Source organism: Enterococcus devriesei (assembly GCF_001885905.1).
In the GTDB taxonomy this organism is placed as follows: Bacteria; Bacillota; Bacilli; order Lactobacillales; family Enterococcaceae; genus Enterococcus_A; species Enterococcus_A devriesei.
This window is the reverse complement of sequence record NZ_JXKM01000011.1, coordinates 38996-64859: the sequence shown is the minus strand read 5'-3', so window position 1 is coordinate 64859 and position 25864 is coordinate 38996. Positions and strand designations below refer to the sequence as shown.

27 protein-coding genes and 1 riboswitch are annotated in these 25864 nt (G+C 42.8%); of the genes, 2 read left to right on the top strand and 25 right to left on the bottom strand.

What is annotated here, in order from left to right; all coding sequences use genetic code 11:
* Positions 1–16: 16 nt before the first annotated feature.
* The 20 genes from RV00_RS13115 to RV00_RS13020 all read right to left on the bottom strand — a co-directional run bounded on the left by RV00_RS13115 (position 17) and on the right by RV00_RS13020 (position 20435).
* Complete coding sequence (locus RV00_RS13115) at positions 17–739, bottom strand: YebC/PmpR family DNA-binding transcriptional regulator (RefSeq protein WP_071863008.1); 723 nt, start codon at positions 737–739, stop codon at positions 17–19.
* Between the two features lie 72 nt (positions 740–811).
* Complete coding sequence (locus tag RV00_RS13110) at positions 812–1315, bottom strand: VanZ family protein (RefSeq protein WP_071863007.1); 504 nt, start codon at positions 1313–1315, stop codon at positions 812–814.
* A 171-nt stretch (positions 1316–1486) separates the two neighbouring features.
* Entirely contained in the window at positions 1487–2962 is a 1476-nt protein-coding gene (locus RV00_RS13105; RefSeq protein ID WP_071863006.1) for a C40 family peptidase, read from the bottom strand.
* A 216-nt stretch (positions 2963–3178) separates the two neighbouring features.
* Positions 3179–3709 carry a rod shape-determining protein MreD gene (mreD, locus tag RV00_RS13100; RefSeq protein WP_071863005.1) on the bottom strand — a complete coding sequence of 177 codons (531 nt, stop codon included), beginning with the start codon at positions 3707–3709 and terminating at the stop codon, positions 3179–3181.
* Entirely contained in the window at positions 3706–4566 is an 861-nt protein-coding gene (gene mreC, locus RV00_RS13095; RefSeq protein WP_071863004.1) for a rod shape-determining protein MreC, read from the bottom strand. The genes mreD and mreC overlap by 4 nt, the downstream gene beginning before the upstream one ends.
* A 160-nt stretch (positions 4567–4726) precedes the next feature.
* Positions 4727–5365 carry a thiamine diphosphokinase gene (locus RV00_RS13090; RefSeq protein ID WP_071863003.1) on the bottom strand — a complete coding sequence of 213 codons (639 nt, stop codon included), beginning with the start codon at positions 5363–5365 and terminating at the stop codon, positions 4727–4729.
* On the bottom strand, positions 5365–6015 hold the full coding sequence (rpe, locus tag RV00_RS13085; RefSeq protein ID WP_071863002.1) for a ribulose-phosphate 3-epimerase: 651 nt from the start codon (positions 6013–6015) through the stop codon (positions 5365–5367). Before rpe ends, RV00_RS13090 begins: the two co-directional genes overlap by 1 nt.
* A 486-nt stretch (positions 6016–6501) precedes the next feature.
* Entirely contained in the window at positions 6502–7380 is an 879-nt protein-coding gene (gene rsgA / locus RV00_RS13080; RefSeq protein WP_071863028.1) for a ribosome small subunit-dependent GTPase A, read from the bottom strand.
* Between the two features lie 129 nt (positions 7381–7509).
* Positions 7510–9678, bottom strand: a complete 2169-nt coding sequence (gene pknB, locus RV00_RS13075; RefSeq protein WP_071863001.1) for a Stk1 family PASTA domain-containing Ser/Thr kinase — start codon at positions 9676–9678, stop codon at positions 7510–7512.
* Positions 9675–10418 (bottom strand): Stp1/IreP family PP2C-type Ser/Thr phosphatase, encoded by a 744-nt coding sequence (locus tag RV00_RS13070; protein ID WP_071863000.1) that lies wholly within the window; start codon positions 10416–10418, stop codon positions 9675–9677. Before RV00_RS13070 ends, pknB begins: the two co-directional genes overlap by 4 nt.
* 20 nt (positions 10419–10438) lie before the next feature.
* On the bottom strand, positions 10439–11791 hold the full coding sequence (rsmB, locus tag RV00_RS13065; RefSeq protein WP_071862999.1) for a 16S rRNA (cytosine(967)-C(5))-methyltransferase RsmB: 1353 nt from the start codon (positions 11789–11791) through the stop codon (positions 10439–10441).
* The gene (gene fmt / locus RV00_RS13060) at positions 11792–12733 is read right to left on the bottom strand and encodes a methionyl-tRNA formyltransferase (protein WP_071862998.1); all 942 of its coding nucleotides are present in this window, start codon (positions 12731–12733) and stop codon (positions 11792–11794) included.
* Positions 12726–13217, bottom strand: a complete 492-nt coding sequence (gene def, locus RV00_RS13055) for a peptide deformylase (RefSeq protein ID WP_071862997.1) — start codon at positions 13215–13217, stop codon at positions 12726–12728. Before def ends, fmt begins: the two co-directional genes overlap by 8 nt.
* A 35-nt stretch (positions 13218–13252) precedes the next feature.
* The gene (gene priA / locus RV00_RS13050; RefSeq protein ID WP_071862996.1) at positions 13253–15655 is read right to left on the bottom strand and encodes a primosomal protein N'; all 2403 of its coding nucleotides are present in this window, start codon (positions 15653–15655) and stop codon (positions 13253–13255) included.
* Between the two features lie 153 nt (positions 15656–15808).
* A complete protein-coding gene (gene rpoZ / locus RV00_RS13045) occupies positions 15809–16111 on the bottom strand; it encodes a DNA-directed RNA polymerase subunit omega (protein WP_071862995.1) in 303 nt (100 codons plus the stop codon).
* Between the two features lie 4 nt (positions 16112–16115).
* Complete coding sequence (gene gmk, locus RV00_RS13040) at positions 16116–16730, bottom strand: guanylate kinase (protein WP_071862994.1); 615 nt, start codon at positions 16728–16730, stop codon at positions 16116–16118.
* 110 nt (positions 16731–16840) lie between these two features.
* Positions 16841–17725 carry a YicC/YloC family endoribonuclease gene (locus tag RV00_RS13035; protein ID WP_071862993.1) on the bottom strand — a complete coding sequence of 295 codons (885 nt, stop codon included), beginning with the start codon at positions 17723–17725 and terminating at the stop codon, positions 16841–16843.
* 33 nt (positions 17726–17758) lie between these two features.
* Positions 17759–17974, bottom strand: coding sequence for a YdbC family protein (locus RV00_RS13030; RefSeq protein WP_071862992.1), 216 nt, complete (start codon positions 17972–17974; stop codon positions 17759–17761).
* Complete coding sequence (locus RV00_RS13025; protein WP_071862991.1) at positions 17974–19587, bottom strand: patatin-like phospholipase family protein; 1614 nt, start codon at positions 19585–19587, stop codon at positions 17974–17976. The genes RV00_RS13030 and RV00_RS13025 overlap by 1 nt, the downstream gene beginning before the upstream one ends.
* Positions 19588–19730: 143 nt before the next feature.
* Positions 19731–20435 carry a class A sortase gene (locus RV00_RS13020; protein ID WP_071862990.1) on the bottom strand — a complete coding sequence of 235 codons (705 nt, stop codon included), beginning with the start codon at positions 20433–20435 and terminating at the stop codon, positions 19731–19733.
* A gap of 266 nt (positions 20436–20701) precedes the next feature.
* On the opposite strand from RV00_RS13020, the gene RV00_RS13015 reads away from it, so the two are divergent.
* Positions 20702–21472, top strand: coding sequence for a hypothetical protein (locus RV00_RS13015; protein ID WP_071862989.1), 771 nt, complete (start codon positions 20702–20704; stop codon positions 21470–21472).
* Positions 21473–21552: 80 nt separating this feature from the next.
* Here RV00_RS13015 and thiT read toward each other — a convergent pair whose 3' ends face one another.
* The 3 genes from thiT to RV00_RS13000 all read right to left on the bottom strand — a co-directional run bounded on the left by thiT (position 21553) and on the right by RV00_RS13000 (position 23247).
* On the bottom strand, positions 21553–22137 hold the full coding sequence (thiT, locus tag RV00_RS13010) for an energy-coupled thiamine transporter ThiT (protein WP_071862988.1): 585 nt from the start codon (positions 22135–22137) through the stop codon (positions 21553–21555).
* A 48-nt stretch (positions 22138–22185) separates the two neighbouring features.
* A riboswitch (TPP riboswitch) is annotated at positions 22186–22284 on the bottom strand.
* A 69-nt stretch (positions 22285–22353) separates the two neighbouring features.
* The gene (locus RV00_RS13005) at positions 22354–22716 is read right to left on the bottom strand and encodes a hypothetical protein (protein ID WP_071862987.1); all 363 of its coding nucleotides are present in this window, start codon (positions 22714–22716) and stop codon (positions 22354–22356) included.
* Positions 22717–22788: 72 nt separating this feature from the next.
* On the bottom strand, positions 22789–23247 hold the full coding sequence (locus RV00_RS13000) for a low molecular weight protein-tyrosine-phosphatase (RefSeq protein WP_071862986.1): 459 nt from the start codon (positions 23245–23247) through the stop codon (positions 22789–22791).
* A 52-nt stretch (positions 23248–23299) separates the two neighbouring features.
* Between RV00_RS13000 and RV00_RS12995 the strand changes: the two genes are divergently transcribed.
* Positions 23300–24268, top strand: a complete 969-nt coding sequence (locus RV00_RS12995; RefSeq protein ID WP_071862985.1) for a 2-hydroxyacid dehydrogenase family protein — start codon at positions 23300–23302, stop codon at positions 24266–24268.
* A gap of 2 nt (positions 24269–24270) precedes the next feature.
* Here RV00_RS12995 and RV00_RS12990 read toward each other — a convergent pair whose 3' ends face one another.
* Positions 24271–24846: a TetR/AcrR family transcriptional regulator C-terminal domain-containing protein gene (locus RV00_RS12990; protein WP_071862984.1), complete on the bottom strand. Its 576-nt coding sequence runs from the start codon at positions 24844–24846 to the stop codon at positions 24271–24273.
* 11 nt (positions 24847–24857) lie between these two features.
* The gene (gene ruvB, locus RV00_RS12985) at positions 24858–25859 is read right to left on the bottom strand and encodes a Holliday junction branch migration DNA helicase RuvB (RefSeq protein ID WP_071862983.1); all 1002 of its coding nucleotides are present in this window, start codon (positions 25857–25859) and stop codon (positions 24858–24860) included.
* Positions 25860–25864 lie beyond the last annotated feature (5 nt).

Below are 25864 nucleotides of genomic sequence, written 5' to 3'. Positions count from 1 at the left end.
AAAAGCTTCCGCTATTTTATTCAGCCGAAGTATAAACTTCTGATACATCATCGTCATCTTCTAATTTCTCAACTAAACGATCAAGTTTTTCCTGCTGATCCGCTTCTAATTGTACAGTCGTCTGAGGAACCATCGTTAACTCCGCCTGAGCTAAGTTAAAGCCATCTGCCTCTAATTGATCTCGGACACTCACGAAATCTTCTGGAGCCGTATAGATCTCAAATACTTCCGGCAAGATCTCCATGTCTTCTGCGCCTGCTTCTAGCACATCTTCAAACATCGTATCCTCATCCACGGTTAAGCCTTCTCGTTCGATTGCGATATAACCCTTGCGATCAAACATATAATTAACCGTTCCTGTCTCACCAAGGTTTCCCCCATTACGAGTGAACGCCACACGGACGTTGGTTGCCGTTCGATTCCGATTATCCGTTAGCGTGTGGACCAAAATCGCTACGCCTCCTGGACCATATCCTTCGTAAGTAATTTCATCATAATGTTCACCTTCACCTGCAGAGGTGGCTTTTTTAATTGCACGATCGACATTGTCATTAGGCATGTTCGCAGATTTCGCTTTGTCTACCATCAAACGTAAAGCTGGATTGGTACTCGGGTCAGGACCGCCCGCCTTAGCGGCCATATAAATCTCACGAGAAATCTTTTGAAAGATCTTTCCTCTTTTTGCATCTTGAGCATTTTTCCGTCCTTGAATATTGTTCCATTTACTGTGTCCTGACATGCTGCATACCTCCATTTATTTATTCCCTATTCATTGTCCGCCTGAAAACTATTTTCGTCAAGAAAAAACAAATCAGCGTTTGCCCCGCAGCTTATGAACTAAAATAATCAAAAGACAAGCCGTCAAAGCACCGCAAGAATCCAACATTACATCCTGGAATAAAGGAGTGCGTCCACCAGTTAGCATTTGATGGAATTCATCTGTTGCCGCATAACCCGTCGCTGCCAGCCAAGCAAAAGCCAGTCCTAAGACCGATGATTTTTGTTTCAATTTCGGTAATAATCCTAAGTATAGACTTCCACCTAAAATAAAATAAGTCGTAAAATGCGCCGCCTTGCGAATAAAAAATTCAACAAACTTGACGTAACCTTTTGCTGCAATACTTACTTCGCTGCCAGCATAGTTAAAGGAAATACCGCTGAAGAATTGTTTGAATGGCTCGTTGGCTAAATATTTTTGAATCACTGACACTTGACTTTGTTGCTGATAGGTCATGGATGAACTGATAAATAAGACCACCATCATTAAACAGGCGATCCCTAAATAGAAGTTTCCATTCTTTAATTGCTTTTGCATCCTTGTTCCTCCATACTACTAAGCTTAAAAAATTTTTTTTGTACAGCTGCTGCTCAAATTTTTTCTAACGACACACGTAAACAGCTAGTACAACTCAAACGTGGAATGATTTAATCCATAAAAAAACCGGTACGAAAGACCGTACCGGTAAGTAATTGTTTAAATTCTTGATTACATACGAACTGCAAAGCTTGGTGCAAAGTAGCTTACAGAACTTACGGTAACTGATTGACCTGGTTGAGGAGCGTGGATATATTGTCCTCCACCCATTGCGATCGCTACGTGATATGAACCACCAGGGCTACCCCAGAAGTATAAGTCGCCTGCTTGTGCTTGGCTGACAGAGATACGTGTTCCAGCTGATTCTTGAGGAACTGTCCAGCCGCCGATTTCACGACCAGTTGCTTGACGGAATACATAAGATGTAAACCCAGAACAGTCAAACCCAGCTGGTGTTTTACCGCCCCATACATATGGTGTACCAATGTATTTCATTGCTTCAGCAACAACGCCCGCTGTGTTTCCTGATGGTGCAGGAGTTGGTGTTGGCGCTGGTGTAGGTTCAGGAGTCGGCGTTGGTGTAGGTGTTGGCGCCGGTGTTTGGTTAGAACCTTGGTTACCAGAATTTGAATTTTCGTTATTAGTTGGTGTTTCCGGTGTTGTTGATGGCGGCGTTGGTGTAGGAGTCACACCACCACCTTGGAAATTATCTTCACTAGTTGATCCAGTTGAAGACTCAACTGTGCTCGATTGTGTTGTTTGTTCTGTTGAAGAAGCTTCAGTTGTAGAAGATTCTACAGTTGAACTTTCTGTTGAAGATGCGCTGGCAGCTGCTTCTTCTTGTGCTTTCCGATCTGCTTCAGCTTTTGCATCTGCATCAGCTTTTGCTTGACGTTCTACTTCAGCTTTTTGAGCTGCTTCTTGTGCTTCAGCAGCTTTCTTAGCTTCTTCTTGTACACGTTGTTGTTCTTGGATTGCTGCTGCTTGCTTATCTTTCAAGTTGGCTTTTTCGCCTTCAGCTGTTGCTTGTTCTGCTGCTAATGTTGTTGTTTGAACATTCAAATCAGCTTGTTTAGTGATTAAATCACCTTTTTGGCTTTCTAAAGCTGCTTGGTTAGCAGTAATTTGTTCTTGTTGTTTTTGAGTTTCAGCTTGTTTTTGTTCAACTTCCACTTTATCAGCTTTTTGTTGTTCAACTAAATCGTTGTTTGCTTTAACGATTGTTGACATCGCTTGAACACGACCAACAGCATCGCTGAATGATTCAGCATTCAATACTACGTCAATAACATTAGTTGATGATTGTTTTACTTGCACGTCACGAGCTTGTTCTTTAATTGCTTCAGAACGCTTTTCGATCCGTTCTTGCAAGGTTTTGATTTGTTTTTGTAGGTCTTGTGATTTTTGTCTTAACGTTGCTTGTTCATTTAATAAACTTTGAGCTTTATCGTTAATTGAAGCAACTTCACCTTCTAATGCACTGATTTGTGATTGTGCATCCGTTTGTTGGTTCTGTAAACTTGAGATTTTCGCATCTTGATCAGCGATTTTACTATCGAATTCATCGGCAGAAGCTGCGGCTGGAGCTGCTAATGCGCTTAATGTTACTGAACATACCATTAATGCTGATAACAAACTTTTTTTCACTTTTAATGTCCTCCGACTACTTTTTTTCATTTTTGAATTTTATTAGACTTTTTTACTAACACATTCATGAGTTTACCATAGCTGTATGTCATGCATATAATAGCTTTGTTACAAAAACATTTCATTTTGCTATTTTTTACTTACAAATTTGAAATATAAAAAAACAGAAGCGTAAGCTCCTGTTTTTTTTAGTTAGCACTATTCTATTTTTCGCTCTTAAATATCCAGACTCTCATCCGCTGGTGCAATCAGTAGTTTCTCCAACGGAAAGATAAAAATCACAAAGATAAAAATGTTGAAGAGCAACGTTGGACCTAAATAACGAGGAACAAAATAATCGCTGCTGGTCCCAGTCAAACCAAAAACAGTTTGCAGCAATAAACTAACTAATTCAAAGATTGTCACACTAATGACCATCGTGAAAAATAAGGTTAAAATATTTTGCTGAATAACCTCTTTGAAAAAGTACAAAAGCATCACTAACACCGGGAAAATTACAGCATAAATCCCAATCACGCCGATGTAGTATAAATCGTACAGGATTCCTAAAATCAAAGCTGTTCCCAGTAAGAACCGCTCATCAATAACCTTGGAGACGATTAGTAAAACAAGCAGAGCAAAATGCGCGTTTGCAACGTATACATTGTCTGTCCAAGAGGCCATTATTCGAGTGATATGGGCATCTAGTAAAAATAATAAAAATAATAAAACTGGCGTGATATATTTCAGTGTTGTTCGTTGAATCATTCGGTCGCCCCTGCCATTCTTTGGACAATCGTTACCACAGAAATATCATACATCTGTGCGTAGGGTTTGATATAAACCTCACGATTTAATCCATAGCTGTCAGGTTTTACTTTGACAACCGTCCCGATTGGCAAATCTGCCGGCGAATTTCCACCTAATCCGGAGGTTTGAACGACATCGCCTTCTTTGATGTCTTGGTCCCCTGTAATCTCTGACGCAATTAACTGTTGCTCTTTTACATTGTAGTTATTTAATACGCCAAAAGAATTCCCTTTATTTGAACTTATTTTTACTGGAAAATGATTACTGTTCTTATTATCTGAAGTTAATAACTGGATTTTTGAGGAATGAGCATTGACTTCCATTACCCGTCCTATCAATCCTTTTTGCGACATCACTGCCATGTTTCCTTCAACACCATCACTGCTGCCCTTATCAACAATCAGCATATCCTGCCACGTATCCGGCGAGCGGGTAATGACATTGGCCGTCACTTTTTGATAGCTGGTCAGCGTTTGATTCAGTTCTAGCTCAGCTTTTAAATGTTCGATTTCTTGTGCTTGGTTCTTGGTTTGCTGCTTTACTTCATCGTATTGATCGACTTCATTCTTCAATTGCTCGTTTTCTTGGTAAGTATTGACTAGGTTGGAAACAGATTGAACGCCGCTCGTTAACCAACGTCCCGGTGCTGTGATTACTTTATCAACGACACTCACCGTGTCATTGATCGCGGACTGAACAAAATTCGTTCCACTATCTTTCGCACGATTTGCTGCGGTGATCGAGACGGTCGCGACGACAATAATAACAACAATTAACAAAATAATAATATTCTTATTTGGATTAAACTTTCTCACTTAGGCACCTCTGGACACTATAATATAAAATAAATTTTACCACTAAACGGGGGGATTAAAAAGCGCCAACCGTTGATTTTAAAGAATTTTAGTATCTCTCAAAACTGAAAAAGAAGCAGGTCAACCGTTGCTGCAATAACCAGCTCCTTGACCTACTTCTTTAGACATCACGACTTTGAATGACGGCGATCATTCCCTTGGAAAAACTCACCTCTGCCTGGCCAATTAAAAACTCATTGCTGGCTAAGCTAGTGGGCTGTGGAAAATCCGTTTTCTTCAACTCATATTTAAAATTTGTTAGTGAAAGCTCTTTTACTGATGTCAAGCAGCAGAAGGCAACGTATTTCATCTCCACTTCTTGTTCAAGTCTATATGAACCGGGAGCCAAATACTTAATCGTATTCCCTCGATCGCTAATCGTAATCTGCGAAAGAAACGGTTGAAAGCGTGGTTCCAATCCCAGCCATAAATTCGCCAGTAAATGATCCAAACGCCCACCAGTCGCTCCAATCAGTGTCACTTCCGCTTGAGGAAATCGCTCAAAGGCCTTCACTAAAGCCAGTTGGGTATCTGTATCATCCTTTTCCGCCGGAGCTGTCAACACTTCTCCAACCTGACCGAAGACCTCTTCTTTTTCTTTTTCATTCAACGAATCAAAATCACCAATGGCTAGATCTGGCACGATCCCTCGACGCAAAAGAAACAGATTGCCGCGATCAATCCCGATGATTTTTTCAAACTTAGTTGAAAAAGCAGGCCAGTGATTTGGATCACCGCCTGCTACAAGTAAGACTTGCATTAATCTAAAGCCGCCCGCAAAGCATTGATTTTTTCTTGCGGATTTTCTGCGTCATAAATATATGAACCCGCGACAAAAACATCCGCACCAGCTTGAGCACATTTTTTAGCCGTTTTAGGCTGAATGCCACCGTCAACTTCGATTTCATAATGATAGCCTTGTTCTTTTCTTAAACGATCCAACTCAGCGATTTTTTCAACCGTACTTTCGATGAAGCTTTGTCCCCCAAATCCGGGATTAACAGTCATCACTAAGACTTGATCCACGTCCCCTAAGACACATTTAACGGCTTCAACTGGAGTACCAGGATTCAGGACAACACCTGGTTTCACGCCTGCTGCTTTAATCATTTGAACTACTCGATGAATATGAGGAGTTGCCTCCACATGTGCCATGATAATATCCGCACCAGCCTTGGCAAAATCGCTGATATAATTTTCAGGATTGGCGATCATCAAATGAACGTCCAACGGCAGCTTCGTTACAGGACGTAATGCTTTGACAACGACTTGACCAAAGGAAATATTCGGCACAAAATTTCCATCCATCACGTCGATGTGAATATAATCCACACCTGCATCCTCTACCATTTTGACCTCTTCACCTAGTCGTGCAAAATCCGCACTTAAAATCGATGGGGCAATTTTCATAGTCCTTACTCCTTTTTCATTTTAATGTATTTATTTTTCTTTCAGAAAAATAAGTCCGATCTTCAAGCCGTATAGCATCCTTCTAGGGCTTTCTTTTTATTCTCGATTGGACTTTTTTTTCTGTTTTTAAACCTTGTAAACTGCGAAAAGTCGGACTGCCATCCTTTTTCATTTTAATGTATTTATTTTTCTTTCAGAAAAATAAGTTCAATCTTCAAGCCGTATAGCATCCTTCTAGAGCTTTCTTTTTATTCTCGATTGGACTTTTTTCTGTTTTTAAACCTTGTAAACTGCGAAAAGTCCGACTGCCATCCTTTTTCATTTTAATGTATTTATTTTTCTTTCAGAAAAATAAGTCCGATCTTCAAGCCGTATAGCATCCTTCTGGGGCTTTCTTTTTGTTCTCGATTGGACTTTTTTTCTGTTTTCAAACCTTGTAAACTGCGAAAAGTCCGACTGCCATCCTTTTTCATTTTGTAGAATATTTTATTTTTTTTTATAGATTGGACGGCGTTTTTCGATTTCTTGTAAAAATTGCAAATAATTGTCGTAGCGGCTCTGAGCGATTTCACCAGCTTCAACCTGACGTTTTACTTCGCAACCAGGTTCTTTAACATGGCGACATTCCCGGAAGCGACACTTAGATGCGGCGACCCGAAATTCAGGAAATTCTTTTGGTAATTCTTCGACAGTCAGCTCTAAAAACTCGATTGAACTGAAGCCTGGCGTATCTGCTACCAGACCGTCAAACAAATCTAGTAATTCCACATGGCGCGTCGTATGACGTCCCCGACCTAAAGCGTCAGAAATTTCACCAGTCGCTAAATTCAATTCCGGCGAAACATCATTCAACAAAGTAGATTTGCCCGCCCCTGATTGTCCCATGAAAACCGTTAATTGATGGGCAAATAAATCGGTTAGTTTTTTCTTGTCCTGCTCGCCGTCTATCACTGGATAACCTAAAGGCTCATAAACCGATCGAATTTTTTCCACCATCGTCGAATCAGAAACAATATCGGTCTTCGACAAATAAATAACCGGATGGATTTCATTATTTTCAAGGGTGACTAAAAAACGATCCAATAAATTATAGGAAAAATTGGGTTCCACCAAACTAGTGACAATCACGCCTTGATCGACATTGGCTACCGGCGGACGAACCAGTTCATTTTTACGGGGCAACAGCTCCAAAATATAGCCTTCACTATTTTCTTCACTGCTAAATACTACTTCGTCCCCCACTAAGGGCGTCAATTTCTTTTTACGAAAATTTCCTCGTGCCCGTGTTTGATGAATTTTCCCCTCACTAGCAACATAATAAAAACCACTTAAAGCTTTACGAATCTGTCCTTCGATTCGTCTCATCTCCTTTTCTTCCAAAGCTTGTAACTCCTTACAGCTTATCCGTTTGTCTCATTGTAGCATACTTCATTTTTCGTTTCAGTACAAATGACCTAAAAAACCTTTCCTGATCCAAAATCAGGAAAGGTTTTCTTACGGAACAGTGATCGTTTCAGCTCCCGATACGTCACTCTTAGTAATAACTGAGTTGCCATTGCGTTGAACTTCAATGGTGGCTGGCTGATCCCCCTCCGTTGTAACCGACACGGTTCTTTCGGCGGATTGGGTATTTTTATCTACTGTGAAATCTAATTTTTGCGTGGCCGTTTTATTTTTTGCATCTGTCACTAAAACCGTCATCGTATCTTTCTGATCGCCTGAGCCGGTAAAGCTTGCTGCGATCGTGACATCAAAGGTTTTTGTGGTGGGCTCTTCTGACTCTTGCGTTTCTTCTGGACCTTTTGAAACGATAATGGTAACTGTGGAACCTTTTTTTACGGAACCCGCACTTGGATTCGTTGAGATGACTTTTCCAGCAGCAACTTCGCTGGAAAATTCTTGTGTTTCGAGATACTTCAGTCCTAAATTAGTAATCGTCGCTTCCGCATCGGCTTTGTCTTTTCCGGTTTGATCGTCCAGTTGGACATTATCTGAACCAGTACTTACTTTCAAAGTAATGGTATCTTTAGCCGTCAGCTCTGTTCCGCCGACTGGATTTTGACTGATAACTTCTCCTGCCGGAACCACTTCGTCACTCGCCGGAGTTTGATTAATCTGACTGTCTGTAATACCTAACTCCAAGAGTTCCTCTCGTGCGTTCTGATATTCCCAGCCAGTATAATTCCCGATCTTGATGGTTTTTGGTCCATCTGAAACTTGGAAAACCACTTCATCATTTTTCGGATCAACTTTTGTACCGGCTTTCGGTTCTTGACTAATAATTTGATCTTCAGGGATCGTATCGCTATTCACTAGCTCAATCCGAATATTCTTCGATAAAAATCCGATGTCTTGCAAATCATCTTGCGCGTCGCGGATTTTTTCACCTTTATAATCTTTGATAGCGACCTTTTGTGTACCAGAACTGACATACAGCCGAACCTGCTGGCTTTTTTTAATCATATTGCCAGCCGCAGGATTGGTTCGAACGACGCGACCTTTTTTGATCGTATCGCTAGGAACCTCATCTGCTTTACTCTCAACGGATAAGCCCGCGTCTTTTAACGCGCTTCGAGCTGCGGCTTCAGTCATATCCTCCACTTGCGGGATCGAGACTTCCGCCGAACTAGTCAACAGATACGCGGCAGCCCCGCCGATAATCCCTAAAAGTAAAATAAATAGAAAAATAAAACGGCGTTTGCGTTTTTTCTTTTTCGGCTTTTCTTCTAGCATCGGCTCTTCTTTTGTTTCTTCTTGCAGATTCTCCGGCTGGATCGGCGTCAATGCCTTTGTCTCGTCCAGCATCACTGTTGGCTGCCAAGGTAGCTCATCTACTCTGCTTGGCGAAAGGGCCGTAGAGAGATCTGCAGCCATTTCCTCCGCAGTTTTATAGCGATCAGCTGGCTCCTTTGCAGTCGCGTGCATCACAATATTTTCTAAAGCTTGAGGAACTTCCGGATCAAAACTTTTTACGGAAGGCATCTTGTCTTGGAAATGCTTCAAGGCGATCGTTACGGCTGATTCCCCATCAAAGGGCACATTGCCCGTTAACATTTCATACAAGATAATCCCTAATGCATAAATATCTGATTGCTTTGTGGCCATTCCGCCTCGCGCCTGTTCCGGCGATAAGTAGTGGACAGAGCCTAGCATTGAATTGGTTTGGGTCAAAGATGTCTCGGATAAGGCGATTGCGATTCCAAAGTCAGCGATCTTAACCACGTCTTCTTGGTCCATCAAAATATTTTGCGGCTTCAAATCACGGTGAATAATCCCATGAGCGTGAGCCAAACTAACAGCAGATAAAACTTGTTGCATGATATCAACGATCTTACTGTAAGAAATAGGATGTTTCGTTTGAATAAAACGTTTTAGATCCATCCCTTTGACATATTCCATGACCAAATACTGCATGCCGCTTTCTTCATCGACATCATAAACGCCGACGATATTCGGATGCACCAATTCTGTCGCTGCCAGCGCTTCTCGCTGGAAGCGGCGAATTGCCGTTTGATCATTTTGAAAGTCAAAGCGTAATATTTTGATGGCAACATCACGATCCAAAATCAAATCGTGGGCCAAAAAGACGTTTGCCATCCCGCCACTGCCGATACTGGCGATAACTTTATAACGTCCATTGACCAATTTGCCTATTTCGATCATGGACACGCAGCCCCCTCAAAGTGAATCAATAAAACAGTGATATTATCCGCACCACCAGCTTCATTGGCTGCGGAAATCAACTGTTTGGTTTTGCTTTCTAATGTTTGGTCACTAGTCACGACTGACAAAATATCCGCTTCACTCACCATATTGGTCAAGCCATCTGAACACAACAGTAAGTAATCATTCGCTTGGCAATGATGATGTGAAACATCTATTTTCACCTGTCCAGAGACACCCACAGAACGAGTCAAAATGTTTTTTTGCGGATGGGTAGCGGCCATCTCTGCGGTGATCTCGCCTGACTTCAGCAATTCATTTACCAAAGAATGATCATCCGTCAATTGCTTCAACTGATCGTTTTGAATCAAGTATGCTCGGCTATCTCCAACGTGAGCTAAAACAAATGTTTCATTCAGTAAAGCTGCACTGACGATCGTTGTTCCCATTCCTTGCATTTCTGGATGCGTAATTCCTTCTTGATAGATTGCTTCGTTGACTTTTTGGATTTCTTGCAAAAACCATTGGCTGGCTTCCTCTGGTTGTGAAATAGTTGAGGTCGACCAAGCAGCGCCTAAGCCGTCAACCGCCATCTTACTAGCCACATCGCCAGCCAAATGACCGCCCATACCATCTGCTAGTATAGCTAAATACATGTCTGCTTGATTCGTAAAAACATTTGCGTAATCTTGGTTCGTATGACGACGTCTGCCGATGTCTGATTGAAATTGGATCTCCATCTTTTGTCCACCTCATTTATCTATTTTTTTCGCATTGCACAAATAAAGAATCCATCTGTCATAAACATTTCAGGATATAAAATCAGCATTTGATCCTGGATCGCCGACTGTAATTTTATGTCTAGCGTCAGATCGATTTTTTCAAAATCAGGCTGCTCTGCTAAAAAGGCTTCGACCACCGCTTGATTTTCTGCTGATGTGATTGTACATGTACTGTATACCATAATCCCACGCGATTTCAATGTGGGAGCGCAATTTTTTAAAATTTCTAATTGGATTTTTGGCAGCTGAACAAAATCCTGTGGCTGCTTTTGATATTTGATGTCTGGTTTACGCCGCATCAAGCCTAGGCCAGAACAAGGGGCGTCAACTAAAATCCGATCAAAGCTTTCCGCTTCAAAATGTTGCGCGGCTTCCCGTGCGTCCATTTTTTTCGTGACGATTCGATCAGTCACGCGCAAACGTTCCGCATTTTCCTGAACTAATTTTAATTTGTGTTCATGGATATCTAGTGCGGTAACGGAGCCCTCGTCTTCTAATAAGGCAGCGATGTGAGTCGTTTTTCCACCAGGTGCCGCACATGCATCCAACACTTTTTGGCCTGGAGCGATTTGCATCGCTTGCGCCACTAGCATCGAGCTTTCATCTTGGATCGTCAGCCAGCCATTTTGAAATAATTCACTGCCGGCTAAGAAGCCGCGGTCAGCAACGATTCCATAAGGAGACAGCTCACTGACGCGAGCCTCGATCCCATCTTCAGCCAACGCTTCAATGGCTTCTTCACGGCTCAAATAGCGCAAGTCTACCCGAGCGCTGACTCGGCTAGGCTCTAATAAAGACAAGCCCAGCTTACGCGTTTCTTCCTCGCCAATCTCAGCTACAAATTTTTCGGTTAAAAATTTTGGCATACTGATCTCGGTCGCTAAGCGTTCGATTGGGTCTTCAATTAAATCTAATGACGGAACACCTGCCCGTTGGATTGAACGCAAGACACCGTTGACAAATTTCCCTGTTCCCGGATTGCCTTTGGCTTTGGCGATCTCTACCGCTTCATTAATAATCGCATGATCCGGCACCCGATCTAAATAAAGCATTTGATAAAGGGATAATTGCAATAAGCTTCTGACCCACGGATCCACTTTTTTGGCTTTTTTGATGAAGGGTTCGACCTCATATGCCAATAATAATTGTCGACTGATCGTGCCATAAACTAGTTCTGTTAACAACGCAGTATCTTTGCCATCAACTTTATTTTTTTGAATCAGTTCATTTAGTAATAAATTTGAATACGCACCGCCGCGATTGATCCGTTCGATAGCTTCTAAAGCCGTAAAACGCACTGAGTGTAGTAATTTTTTAGGAATTTTTGCCATCTAGCCCACCTGCTGTCCTTCTGTCACGGCTTGACCGCTGCCGTTTAAAAAGGCTTGGACCGCTTGCTTGGCTTTACCCGCCGGCTGCAATTCATCAATTGCCAAGACTGTGCCGCCGCCGCACGCAATGTGTAAGGCTTTTTTAGTCCGCGAAACGATCGTCCCTGGGGCCGCCGTCGTCGTTTCTACTAGTGGGGTCGTGTGGAAAATCTTCCAACGTGCACCTTCATAGGTCGTAAAAGCCACGGGCCACGGGTGCATTCCCCGTACTTGGTTATCAACCTCTTCCGCTGTTTTTTGCCAATCGATCGCTTCTTGCTCTCGACTGATATTCGGTGAAAAAGTCGCTTCCGCTTCATTTTGCGGCGTGGGTTTTAATTCTCCGGAAATAATTTTGGGTAAGGTCGCTAACAATAGTTCTTTACCTACTTGACTTAATTTTTCAAACATCGTGCCTACATCATCTTGCTTCGTGATGGCAATTTTTTGCTGGCTGAAGATACCGCCCGCATCCATCTTCTTGATCATTTCCATAATCGTGACGCCCGTTTCGGCTTCGCCTTCCATGATCGCGTAATGAACCGGCGCACCGCCGCGATATTTTGGTAATAATGAAGCATGGACATTGATGGCACCTAATTTAGGAACCTGTAATAATTTTTCCGGCAAAAATTGGCCGAATGCCGCCGTCACTAATAAATCCGGCGCTAGCTCTTTAATGGTTTCCATTTCTGGTGAGCCACTGATTTTTTCCGGCTGCAAGACTAACAGCTCATGCTTCAAGGCTGCTTCTTTTACTGGTGTTGGGGTAATGATTTTTTTACGTCCCACCGGGCGGTCTGGTTGCGTTACGACCGCGGCGATCTCGTAGCCCGCCGCAATCAAACTTTCTAGAATCGGCACCGAAAAGGCCGGTGTTCCCATAAATACAATTTTAGTCATCGATATGTTCCTCCATATAACGTTCTAAATCTTCTGGGGCAATCTGCTCGATCATTTGATCGATGAACAACTTGCCGTCTAAGTGATCGATCTCGTGTTGAAAGGCTCGAGCCAAATAGCCATAGGCGGTGACTTCCATCTCAGCCCCATCACGATCGTAATAACGTACCGTCACTTCATCGTAACGCTCCACCGTCCCAAAAGTTTCAGGGATCGACAGACAGCCTTCCACATCAATATCGGTTCCTTTACCCTCGATGATCTCAGGATTAATCAGATCAAAACGGTCGCCTTCTTCCACTTCAATCACGGCAATCCGCAAATTTTTACCGATTTGCGGCGCAGCCAGCCCGATTCCATCATGAGCCACCATCGTCTCATACATATCATCTAGCAAGGTAACAATCTCGTCGGAAATATATTCGATTGGCTCTGCCTTTTGCAGCAACCGCTTGTCAGGATGAATAATAATTGGATAACGCATATCCTCGCTCCCATCTCTTTTACTGTTTGAATGATTTAAATAAAATACATTGGTTCATTATCAATGGCAATCAATAGCCCTTGACGTTGATCTTTTTGGCTCACTTGTAAAATTTCTTCTAACGTTCCTTGTAAGTTCGGCTCGTGTTTATATTTAATAATCAGCTGATAGTAATAACGATTTTTGATTCGTAAGATTGCCCCCGGTGTCGGCCCTAACAAAATGCTTTGAGGACTTAATTGCTGCCGCAGCTGCTCCGCTAATTGGAAGGCTTTTTGTGCCGCTTTCATTTCCTCTTGATGAGAGACCGTGACTTTCACCGTGTAATAATACGGCGGATAATCGGTTTGATGACGAATCCGCATCTCCTGATGATAAAAATTTTCGTAATCATGATGCTGAGCTAGCTTGATCGTGTAATGTTCTGGATTAAAGGTCTGGATAACGACTTCCCCTGCCTTTTCTCCGCGACCCGCCCGACCGCTGACCTGAGTCAATAACTGGAAGGTCCGCTCGCTAGAACGAAAGTCTGGCAGATTCAACGCCGTATCGGCATTCAAAACACCTACTAAGGTCACGTTTGGAAAGTCTAAGCCCTTGGCGATCATTTGTGTTCCTAATAAAATATCTGCTTCTTTTTCACCAAAAGCCGTTAAGATTTTTTCATGAGCACCTTTACGGCGAGTCGTATCAACATCCATTCGTAACACTCGGGCTTCGGGAATCAATTGTTCCAATTCTTCTTGGACCTTTTCCGTTCCTGTCCCGAAGTAGCGGATCTTATCCTTGCCGCAGTTTGGACAACGATGCGGAATCCCCTCTTCATGACCGCAATAATGGCAGCGCATCGTTTTCGTATCCATATGCAGCGTCAAAGAAATATCACAGTTGGGACAAGGTAAGACAAAGCCGCAATCCCGACACATGACAAAGGAAGAATAACCACGACGATTCAACAACAGCACACTTTGCTCCCCTTTAGCCAAACGATTCCGCAATTTTTCTTCCAAGCTTTCAGAGAAGGAAGAATTCAAGCGACGCTGCATTTCTTCTCGCATATCAACGATCTCGACGGTGGGCAGTTTCGCCTGACTGTTCGCTCGCTCTGTTAAATGCAATAATTGATAGACACCTTTTTGTCCGCGGGCGCGGGATTCTAATGAAGGCGTAGCACTGCCTAAAACAACTGGACAATGATGGTATTTCCCTCGCCAGATTGCTAAATCTCGTGCATGATAGCGAGGCGACTCTTCTTGTTTATAGCTCGTCTCATGTTCTTCATCAATGATGATAACACCAAGATTTTCTAAGGGCGCGAAGATCGCTGAACGAGCACCAACAACTACGTGGGCTTCGCCACGCTCCAATTTTCGCCATTCATCGTATTTTTCACCTTGAGACAATCCGCTATGTAAAACAGCAACTTCACTGCCAAAGCGTGCTTTAAAGCGGATCGCCATTTGCGGTGTCAAGGAAATCTCTGGTACTAACATCATGGCCGTTTGACCTTTGGCTAAGACGTCTTGGATCACTTGCAAATAGACTTCCGTTTTGCCACTGCCCGTCACGCCTTCCAGTAAGAAAACTTGATGCTCGCCAGCAATATTTTTTTGGCTAATCGCTTCATAAGCTGCCTGCTGTTCTGGATTTAACTCTAAAGCCGCGGTTTGTTGGATCTCACGCTCCGCATAGGGATCACGGTATTTTTCCACTGCGACAAAGGTCAGCCAGCCTTTTGCTTCGGCTTGGTTCAAATTAGCTAAAGAAAAGTCCTCCGCCTTCATTTCTTTCACCGCAACCAGTTTCTCTTCCGCAAGAGCTGCTAAATAATCCAATAACTGTTCCTGTTTGTAGGAATTTTTCCGCAGTCCGGCTTTCAGCTCTGCTAATTTAGCTGGAGAAAAAGTTCGCTTGATGTAACGCTCGGTCTTGACTTTGTTTTTCGTATGGACTTCGTAACGTAACTCGACGATGCCTTGCTCCCGCAAAGCCGCCAATTCTTTCAACCAGCCTTGCGCTTCAGCATCCTCCCAGTCAAGCGAAGAACCACCCGCAAAATAGTTCGCTTGAACAGTGTCGACTTCTTTCAGCAAATAAAAGCTCTTTTGATAATTGGCTTTCATAACACTAGGCAGCATCGTCTGCAGACAAGTTACTTTAAAGGCGAAGGTCGTGGCTTTCATATAATCTGCCAAGGCTAATAATTCCTGATTCAAAACTGGCGCTAAGTCTAACACGCGAATAAGTGGTTTCAAATTATCCGGCAACGGTTCTGGTGCAGTCTCGAAACCAATCACAAAACCTTGCACATGGCGTGGCCCAAAACCAACTTCCACTCGCATGCCGACTTCTACTGCTAATTGAGGCGGGATCAAGTAACTGAAGGGTTGATCCGTCTGCATCGCAGGAACATCCACGATCACTTGTGCTAATTTCATTTCTTCCGCCTCCATTCTTTATTATTGTACTAAATTTCGACGCGGTTGGTCTAAATTAAGAAATGCTCTATGTACTTCGTAACAAAAAAGAAGGGATTGCGCCAAAAGTACTTGGTACAATCCCATTTACATTTGCGTGAAAAAATTCAGCGCTTAGTTTTGGTCGTTACGGATACGTGCTTCTAGATCTCGTTGATCGCGTTCACGTTGAAGATGGCGTTCTTCTTCTTCCATCTTCAAACGTTCCCGTTTGATTTCTGGATGTGGGTCATTGATGACCGCGCCGGCATCGATTTCTTCTAATGCCTGTCCCACACTTTTCACGGATTCAAATGAATCCAGTGTAGGTTGTGCTCCTGCATCTAATTCGTGGGCACGTTTGCTGGCTAAAATAACCAACGAATATTTTGAATTCACATGGTCTAACAACGTATCAATCGAAGGTTTTAACATCATAAGCTTAGATCTCCTTTAACATTTTTATATATTTACCAATCACTCGGTCAACTCGGTAATGCTCGCTAACAATTATATCTTTAATCCGATCAACCGCTTTTAACACTTGATCGTTCACAACTGCATAATCATAAAGAGCCATCATTTCGATTTCTTGACGGGCAACGCGCATCCGCTCATCGATCACTTCTGCACTATCAGTGCCGCGGCCAACGATTCGAGCTTTTAGTTCCGTTAAATCCGGTGGTGTCAGAAAAATAAACACGCCGTCGGGAACTTTATCTTTTACTTGCTGCGCCCCTTGGACTTCGATCTCTAAAAAGACATCTTTGCCTTCATCTAGCGTTTTATTTACATAGGTCAACGGCGTGCCGTAATAATTCCCCACATATTCTGCATATTCCAGCATTTCGCCGGCTTCGATCATCGCCTCGAACTCTTCTTTCGTTCGGAAATAATAATCAACGCCTTCGACTTCACCTTCTCGTTTTGGTCGGGTGGTCATTGAGACAGAATATTGGAATTCATTATCGTCTCGTTCAAAAATGGCTTTTCTAACGGTGCCTTTGCCAACGCCGGAAGGTCCCGACAATACAATCAACAGTCCTCGTTCAGACATACTAACGCCCTTTCATCGTCTTTTTCAGCTAACGCCTATTGTGCACTTTTTTTTTGAATATTTCAAGGGGCAGCGCAAAGCTCCTCCTTAATTCTTATAAAACACATGAACTACTCGACGTTTTGAATCTGTTCGCGAATTTTTTCTAGGATCGTTTTTAACTGAACAACGATGTCTTTGATTTGGATCGGGCTGGATTTTGAGCCGATGGTATTGACCTCACGATTCATTTCCTGCAACAAGAAATCCAATTCACGGCCGACTGGATCTGTCGTCTGCAGCAAGCCACTCATTTTTTCTAAATGAATCCCTAAGCGATCCAACTCTTCATGGATATCGCCCCGCTCTAATAAAATCGCCAGCTCTGTCAGTAAACGGTCGTGATCGACAGTACTACCTAGATACTCTTCCAGCTTCGCTTGGTACCGTTGCTGATAATCCGCTTCATACTCAGTCACAAAACTTGCCAATTCCCCCGTCAACTGTTGGACCTTCTCACTATATTCCGCCAATACCTTTTGGATACCAGCACCTTCTTTTTCACGACTGGTCGCCAGCTGGGTAAAGGCAGCTGCCGCAACTTCTCCCACTAATCCTTCTAACGAGTCATCTGCCGTCTGTTGATCAACGATCGTGACATAATCATCCTGTTCCATCGCTTTCACTAAGACTTGTTCCACCGGTAGATCCACCACACCAAAATGTTCTTTGCCGCCGCGTTGTAATTCTTGGACCAATTGGTTCAGCAATTCCCAATGAACGACTACTTGTTTATTGCCACTTTTCAACGGTGTCAGATTGATAAACACATCGACGCGACCTCGTTGGATCTTTTCTTTCGCGATTTGGCGGATCAATGCCTCATAAGGGTTTAATTCCTTAGGCATGCGAATCTGTAGATCTAAAAAACGATTGTTGACACTTTTTAATTCAATGTTCAATTCATAATTGTCATTGGTGCGCGCTGCTTGCCCATAACCAGTCATACTTTTCATTGCCGTTGTTCCCCTCTTTCGAAAAATAATGGACTACATCTTACTTAACGTTTCTTTTAACACCGCAAATTCTTCATTGCTTAAGGTTACGCCTTTGCCCATTTTTTCATGGTCAGGGGCCCAGTCTCTTAGATCAAACTTAGGTGGCCGTTCATTCCAGCTCACCAGATTCAATTCCTTGCGCCAGCCCTTCGGATTCTCCGATAGCACAGCGATTTCTTCGACGATTTCATAATTAAATTCTGCCATTATAATTCCTCCTGTAAATAACTAAAAAAAAGTGCCAGCAAGGTCTGGATCGGCCAGCGGCGATACCACTGTTCCCACGAGCCGGTTTGCTGATAAATTTGTAAGACTTGATGATAATCAGAAAAAAGATTGTGATGATTGATAAAATCCTCGATCTGTTCCTGTACCGAAATTCCCGGACCGAATTTACTTGGCGCCTCGATTTGACGTCGCAATACGACGATCAATTCTGACGGTGTAAATACTTGGACCGGCGAAATCTTCAGCCAATAAGCAAAAAATTCTAAACAAGCCAGACTCAGTAATTCCACCGGCACACTGCGCCGGAAAAATTTTTTCAATTCGGGATAAAGCTGATCCAGCTCAAGTGGCACCTGTTTTTTGACTTTTTGTAAAAAATCCTTCGTCAACCGTTGAAAATCAGACTGACAACTAAAAAAATAGCGTTCCCCTTGCAACTCACCAAATGCTCGCTTCGTTTCCAAATAGCCTAAATCAATATTGACTGACGCGCGATCACTGTGAAACAGTAATAAATCCCCTAGACTCCAGGGGCTGGCTAGAGAAAGCTCCGCAACCTCCGCCGGCAGACGATATTTTTTATCAAGGCCCGGTCCGTGAACATCCACTACGATGACTTCCGTGACCCCTTGCTGCAAAGCGACGTCCACTGGCAAATTATTCCGATAGCCGCCGTCAACATAAAAATCATTCCCGATCTTCGCCATTGCCATCATCGGGAAAAACGCCGACGATGCCAACAGCCAATCAATAATCTCCCCTTTAGGACATTGATTAAGTGAAACAATGATTTCTTGAAAAGCCGGTACCTTCGTTGTTACAACAGACAGTGGACAAGCCTGTTGAATTTTTTGCGGGTCAAGTCGCTCCTCTAACAAGCGTCTCAAAGGGGCCGAAGAAAGGCCTCGTTGTCGCAAAGATGTTTTAATAAAGGTTCGCAGCTGATCCACCTGAGCCGAAAAATCCAATTCTTCGACCTCCTTAAAGGTGATCTCCAACACTTTATCCGTTTCGATCTCTTCCCACAGCGCAACGGCCTGATCATACTCTCCCTGAGCGATCAAGGCGCCATTCAAGCCACCAACCGACGTGCCGCTGATCACAGCAAAAGAAATATTTTTTTCTAGCAAGGCTTTCCAAACACCGATTTGATACGCGCCACGAGCCCCACCTCCGCCTAAAACCAAGCCGGTTTGATAAACTAACTGTTTTTGCCAAACCTCTCCGACGAAGCGGTAGTCTTGGCTGATCAGCCATTGTTGAATGATCAGATTGGCCTGCAGCTTTAATTTTAACGTGTGCTTGAATTCACGGCGGGCCGCATTTTCTAATAACAAAAAAGCGGTCTTCCAGTTCAGCTCTGCTGTAATCAGCAAGTTATTGATCACCCACGCTTTTTTTTCCACGACTTTATCAACAAACAAGCAATCTGCTTTGTAACGCAACAAAAAACCATGGCCTTTTTTTACCGCTGAAAAATATTCCGTTCGTGCTTGACGATGGGAAGAATAGAAGGGAAAAAGCAAATGCGTCTGCTGAAAAATTGTCCAATCCGCTAATAGCTCAGAGGCGTAAATTCTTTTAAGCTCCATCATCGTCTCCTTCAAATTTTTGATTGAGGTAATTCGTCATACTTGTTTCAAGTATAGCAGAAATCCAAGCGGTTCCCTTAGCCAAAAGGGTCAATTCTTATAAAACAAAAAACTTCAAGGCTAGCCTCGAAGTTTTTTTGATTTTAATAGGTTCTCTGTTCCATCTCAAAAGCTTTCAACATCGTGTCCGTCGCATTTTTCACCGGAGTAACACCAACTAGCTCCCCTTGGACGATGATCCGGGTGATCCCTTCGATCTCGCCGCAGGTAATTAAAGTAAGCTGTTGTTTCCCTGGCTGGACGTCTAGATATTTTACTTCCGTCGGCTGGACACGCACTTTTAAAGTCGTTTTGTAAGTATAAACATTTTGCAGATCGGTTAAATAAATTAGATCATTCTCTCTGATCCCTTCAAGGGGTGTAAATAAAAGACCCGGTCGATCCGCCCGATGGCTCGCTAAGGCGTAATTTCCTTCACCCATTTTTTGATCAGGGGACAAGGTCCCAGCGCCATACAAAAGTACTTCATTGGATAACCCCTTGAATATCGGCAAATTGATTTCTACCGAAGGGATCGCGATGCCGCCGATAACCGGCAATCGCTTGTTGCTTAATTGTGCTTGCAGCACGGCTTCTGTACTAGCGGGCTCCACCGCATCAAAATCAAAAGAAGCCTCTTTGCGCATATTTTTATCGATTTCGCTTTTATCTACCTTCGCCACGGTATAACGCTCACCGTTATACTGCATCAAAAAATATTTGATTTGATTGTTGAAAATCAACGCTAATCCTACGAGCAGCAATAAGAAAAGAAAAATATTAATGAACCAATTCCTTTTTTTCTTCATCACAAGCCTCCTGAGTTTCCATCTAATAGTATCATACTCTGTTCCTTCACATGATACTACTTTCACTTAATAGAAAAAAAATTAAAAAAAGAAATAAACAGATTATCCATTCGTTATTTATTAAAGTGTTTTTAATTGTTAAAAAAGTGCTTTAACATTGCAGTTTTTAAGGCCTTTGTAATCTAATTTTAAAATAAAAGATACGAGCTTTTTTTTTATTATTGCGTTAAAATGATTGTGACAACTATTAGAAAGGGTGAAAATCTGTGCCAGAAACATTATTTACTTATATTGATTCAACAAGTAATGCCGTGCTCTCAAAAGGCCTTTCACCCAACGATTTTGTTGACGGAATCGTCCATCAGCCGAAGCATTTGTTATTACTAGATCCCGCATCCGAGATCGGTGAGTACGAAAATCATACCGGCTTGAAAATTCTTAATACACCAGATCAAATTCAAAATTTCTTTAGCAACAAAACCTTTAACAACTCGAAAGAAAGCAAGTGGATCGATTTTAATGATCTGACGATGTTGAAGGAGTTAACACCATTAGAAATTTCTGAATTGCTTTATTTTGGTCATATGCGGACACACCTGCATTCACCTTTCTTTTACAAACTACAAAACAACTTTGTTTATTTTAATCTAGGGAATGGAACAATGCGCGTCTATTATCGCTATCTCGATGAATTTTATCGGATCTTAGCCAGCAAATTGACTCGGATCGTTTTAGAAAAAGTTAACGATCGTCGTTCCTTTTTCCGCAAAGGTTCCTCCGTCGCTCATTTAGACGGTGAAACATTGAAAGAATTGTATCCGATTTTGCAAGAAGGCGCAATTTTTTGTTTTGGGCATTCCGAATTAATCAATAAAATCTACCATATCCCGATTTATTTATCTGACGAAAAAGGCTGGCGCCGTAGCTCCAAGAGTTATAAAAAGGAACAGCACGTCGCTGAACTTTCTTATGACAGCGCCAAACAAACTTGGCAGTTGAACATCGAAAACGATGATCCTGTCTTCTCATTCCGTTAAAAAAGCATTCGCCTCTGGAAAAGATTTCCAAAAGCCAATGCTTTTTTTGTATGACGGGGATTGCTCTGTCAAAACCTCGATTAATGGCTGTGCTTTTCAATCAAGTTGCCATCTTTAGGCAAATACAGCTGGGGTACTTTTTCTAAGATTAGAACGGCCACAATTGCCGTGATGATCGCTGTCGCCAATCCGCTGGCGCCATTCATGACAAAGGAAAAGATCCACGGATTCATTCCCCACAAGGCATAGCTGCCCCAGAAAACGACACCGGCAACAAAGTGCCAGAAAAATCTTGCTCCCGTTCCCACCAGCGCGCCATAAACGATATTTTTGCGAGCGGACCTCAAATCTTGGTCCATTAATGCTTGTTGAACTTTTTTCGCATAGAGTCCTGCGAAACCGGCGAATGTAAAGGCAATCGGGTATTCAATCAATACTTGAACGACGCTAAGAAAATAAACATCCCCCGCCGGAAAATGTAAAATCCCCCAAATAAAGGCCGATAATAGCGCCGGTTTCACCCCACGGCGCAAAGCGAACAACGTCATAGGAATCATTCCTAATGAAATCGTGAAGCTGCTGCCGATCGTTGTTGGAATCAGCGACAGCATAAAAGCCAATGCCGCTACGATCGTTCCTTCAATCATAATTCTTGTCTTACTCATAAAAAAACTCCTCCTTTTGAACATACAGTCCACAAAGGAGAAGTAATATCATTACTTCATCACAATTCCTACGCTCGAATGACCGAAACAGGTACTAGGGTTTAGAGTAATCTCAATCTCAGCCCGAAGGCTCCCCTTTGTGAAAGTACTATTCTATTTTTAATTACATTGAGAGTATAGCAGATATCTGCCTAGTCGTAAATGTATAAAATACTTTTATCGTGAAATACTTTCTTGATCACCGCTAGGCGACAAGGTCGTGACTTTTTTGATCCGATCGATCGTCAGCATCACTAGTTGATTTTCTTGTGTACGAATCACAATGGAATCATTGGTGACTACTTTCGGCAGCCAACCTGAGATCGTTTCAAATTTTTCTTCATCTTTTTCATCTTGAACTTGAAGGACGACTAAACTATTTTGCAAAGAAGCCATCTTCAACTTGAGAAAAATATTCTCATTAGCTTGCTCTTGCGCACGTTTTTCAGCAGAATCATTCAAAAAATCCGAGATGAAACGATATGATGAATTCGAAAACAGCTTAATTAAATTCTTTTTAGGCTTCTCGCTTTTAGTCATTCGGCTTCCTCCTACCAAGAGCATGTTTATGTAGTATGATTTTACTTAAATTTTTTGGAAAAAACAAGGAAACTAGCCTTTTTCAAAAAAAGTTAACCAATCATTTAATCCTTTTTGAATCAATTCATAAGTTTCCTCAAAATCACCCGTGTACCAGGGATCAGGAATACTTTCTCCCGCATGTCCGGGGACGCGATCCAAATATAAATAAATCTTCTCTTTCGTTTCCGCCGGTGCGATTGCTTTTAGGTCACGAACGTTTTCCTGATCCATGCCGATAATATAATCCGCTTCATAAAAATCAGTCGTACTTACTTGCCGAGCCCGCATCCCTTTCGTCGAGATATGATGTGTGGCCAAGATTTTTTCCGTGCCACGATGCGGCGGATTGCCAATCTCCCATTGACTGGTGGCAGCCGAGTCGACTTGAAAATTTTCTTCTTTCTGCTGTTCAAAAGCATCACGAAATATCGCTTCTGCCATCGGCGAACGGCAAATATTTCCCATACAAACGAATAGAATCTTTTTCATGTTATTCCTCCTGTGCTATAGTCAATTTATCAAATGAAATGAGGGATCGTAAATGAGTAAAATTTATCTTTCCGCCAAACTTCCTGAGCTTGGAACACAGCTATTAAAAGAAGCCGCGCTTGAATACAAGGTGTTTGAAGGCACTGGTTTAATCTCAAAAAAAGAATTGCTGAAAAATGTTGCGGATTGCGAAGTATTGATTTGTCCGCTATCAACCCAAGTGGATCGCGAAGTGATTGACGCAGCGCCAAATTTGAAGCTGATTGCTAACTTCGGTGCAGGCTTTAATAATATTGATGCCGCTTATGCAAAAGAGCAAAAAATCTATGTAACCAACACACCCGTGGTTTCAACAAACGCTACGGCTGAATTGACCGCTGGCTTAATCATCGCATTATCTCGCCGGATCGTTGAAGGTGATCGCTTGATGCATCATGAAGGCTTTGAGGGCTGGGCACCACTATTTTTCTTAGGACACGAATTAAAAGACAAAACCTTAGGGATCATCGGCATGGGCCAAATTGGGCAAGCCTTAGGAAAAATGATGCAGGCCTTTGGAATGAAGCTTATTTACAATCAACGCCACCCACTAGCTTCTGAAGTAGAAGAAAGTTTACAGGCAACCTATCTGTCACAAGCTGAGGTCATTCAGCAGGCCGATGTTCTAAGCTTACATGCACCCTTAACGGAAGCTACTCACCACCTGTTAAGCAGCGAGAGTTTTTCCCAAATGAAAGACAGCGCCTTTTTAATCAACGCCGCTCGTGGACCTTTGATTGACGAAGTCGCACTTGTTGAAGCCTTGAAGAATCATCAGCTTGCCGGTGCTGCTTTAGACGTTTATGAATTCGAACCAAAAGTCACCGAAGCCTTGAAAGACTTCGACAACGTCATTCTGACGCCTCACATCGGTAATGCTAGCGTAGAAGCCCGTGATCAAATGGCCGAGATCGTCGCGAAAAACGCGATTGCCTTATTAAACCAACAGCCAATCAAATACATCGTAAATGGACTGACATGAGCTTAGCTCTCATGCCAGTCTTTTTCGTATAAACGATACGCAAAAAATTCAATGTCTTTCGCAAAACGAAACAACTGCGCTGCGATCGTGATTGGCGGCTGCTCGGCTCCGGCTAATAACCAATCCGTTAAAATTCCGCCGCAGCCATACGCCAAAAAGCGGGCATAAAATTCTTTATCGGTCAAAGACAGCTCGCCTTCTTGATCGACATCATCAAACAAACGTACAAATAAGCTTTTGGCTAGATCAGTAAAATCTTTCGTCAAAACCTCTGACTCAGCCGTGACTGTATTCAAATAAAATTGATGACACTCCTGCATTTGCTTCAGCATCTTCAAGACCGCTTCTTCCCAATTTTCCAGTGACAGCTCACTGGATATCAGGTATTGCATGCCCCGCTGATAATAGGCGTAACGCAATAAATCATTCTTATCTTTAAAATGATAGTAAAACGTTTGGCGGTTCAAGCCGGCCGACTGACTGATGTCCTGAACAGTGATCTTGTCATAATTTTTTGTTTGGCACAAAGCAACTAGCGCCTTGACCAAAATTTCTTTGGTAGCTTTTCCTTCCGCCATCGATTCACCTTCTATGCTTGATAAGGATAATTAAAATGTTCATATGCTAAAGGGGTCGCCATCCGACCGCGAGGCGTCCGTTTAATGAAGCCTTTTTGAATCAAATAAGGCTCGTACATATCCTCCACTGTCTCGCGCTCCTCACCGATGTTGACGGCTAAGGTGCTTAAACCGATTGGTCCACCATGATACAACTCGATCATAGTTTTTAATAATTTCTGATCGATATAGTCCAGTCCCGCTTCATCTACTTGCAGTAACCGCAACGCTTGGTCTGCGATCTGCTGATTGATCACCCCATCCGATTGGACTTGCGCGAAATCACGGATTCGTTTCAACAAACGATTGGCGATCCGGGGGGTCCCTCGTGAACGGCGCGCAATCTCAACTGCACCTGTTTCCACGATCTCCGTTTCAAAAATATCCGCCGAACGCAAAACGATCTCCCGCAAATCTTCTTCCTCATAATACTCCATGTGAGAAATGATCCCGAAACGATCCCGTAGCGGTGCTGAGAGCATCCCAGCTCGCGTCGTTGCTCCTACCAAAGTAAAAGGCGGTAATGGAAAATGCACCGGATGAGCGGTTGGCCCTTGGCCCACCATGATATCGACATAATAATCTTCCATGGCAGAATACAAAGTTTCCTCCGCTACCCGTGGCAAGCGATGAATCTCATCAATAAATAAGACATCCCCCGGTTCCAACTCATTTAAAATCGCGACCAGATCCCCCGGCCGTTCGATCGCGGGCCCACTGGTAGAACGAATCTGTACATCCATTTCATTAGCGATCACCATCGCCATCGTGGTTTTCCCTAAGCCGGGTGGTCCATAAAGCAAGACATGATCCAATGCTTCCTGTCGATTTTTCGCCGCTTCGATATAAATCGACAGCTCCTGTTTGACCTTATCTTGCCCGATGTATTGTGCAAGGTAACGAGGACGCAGTGATTTTTCTAAACTTTTATCATTTTCATCCGCGTCAGGTGAAAGTAAACGCTCTTCATCCATTTATC